This window comes from Streptomyces sp. NPDC021080 (genome assembly GCF_044333225.1).
Classification (GTDB): domain Bacteria; phylum Actinomycetota; class Actinomycetes; order Streptomycetales; family Streptomycetaceae; genus Streptomyces.
On sequence record NZ_JBIRQM010000019.1, the window covers coordinates 186,474 to 187,698 of the forward strand.

At 67.8% G+C, this 1,225-nt stretch carries 1 protein-coding gene and 1 rRNA gene; both read right to left on the reverse strand.

What is annotated here, in order from left to right; translation table 11 throughout:
• Positions 1-722: hypothetical protein (locus ACH4S8_RS37135; protein WP_398402218.1), on the reverse strand; the 722-nt coding region annotated here is incomplete at its 3' end.
• A gap of 175 nt (positions 723-897) precedes the next feature.
• Positions 898-1,014: ribosomal RNA gene (gene rrf / locus ACH4S8_RS37140) — 5S ribosomal RNA — on the reverse strand.
• Positions 1,015-1,225 lie beyond the last annotated feature (211 nt).

The window sequence follows — 1,225 nt, forward strand, 5'->3', positions numbered from 1 at the left end:
GCTCGGCCGCTCGTCACGACGGAAGCCGCCGCTGCTGCCACCACGGTTGTCGTCGCGACGGAAGCCACCGCCACTGCCACCACCACGGTTGTCGTCGCGACGGAAACCGCCACCGCCGCTGCCACCGCGGTTGTCGTCGCGACGGAAGCCGCCACCACTGCCACCCTGACGGTCGTCACGACGGTACCCACCGCCGCTGCCACCACCACGGTTGTCGTCGCGACGGAAACCGCCACCACTGCTGCCACCACGGTTGTCGTCACGGCGGAAACCGCCACCACTGCCACCCTGACGGTCGTCACGACGGTACCCACCGCGGTCGTCGTCACGGCGCGGGCTGCTGGGCCGGTCGTCGCGGTTGAAGGCGGGACGGTCACCGTCACGGCGGAATCCGCCGCCACTGCCACCGCTGCCACCGCGGTCGTCGCGGCGCGGGCCGCTCGGACGGTCGTCACGGCGGAACGGCGGCCGACCGCCCCGGTCGCCCTCACGGCGATCGTCACGGCCGCGGTAGCCACCGCTGCCGCTGCTGCCACCGCTGCCGCTGCTGCCACCGCGGCTGTCGTCGCGACGGAAGCCGCCACGGTCACCGCCACCCTGACGGTCACCACCGCGGTCACCACCGCGGTCGCCGTCCCTACGGTCGTCGCGCCGGCCGGAGCCACCACGGTCGTTGTCTCGGCGCGGGCCGCCGCGGTAGTCACCGCGGTCACCACTGTCACGACGGCGCTGGTCGCGCTCCGGTCGCTCGTCGGGAGAGTTGGTGGACATGGGTGACTCCTGTCTTCGGTACCGCAAGTCATTCTCGCGCAGCCGGGTATCCGGCGCGCTTCGGAAAAAACAAAAAAGGACCCTTGGCCCCAGCGAGTCGCTGGGGCCAAGGGTCCTCCAAAGATTGTTCGGCGGCGTCCTACTCTCCCACAGGGTCCCCCCTGCAGTACCATCGGCGCTGCGAGGCTTAGCTTCCGGGTTCGGAATGTAACCGGGCGTTTCCCTCGCGCTATGACCACCGAAACCCTGTCAGACACCTCGTGATGAAACGAGGCCTCGAACGGGCAGCGAACAAGCACACTTTTCAATTAAGTAAGTGGAACTGTTCAGCCAGCACAACCGTTCGTTGTCTGGGAACTACACAGTGGACGCGAGCAACTGAGGACAAGCCCTCGGCCTATTAGTACCAGTCACCTCCACCCGTTACCGGGCTTCCAGATCTGGCCTATCAACC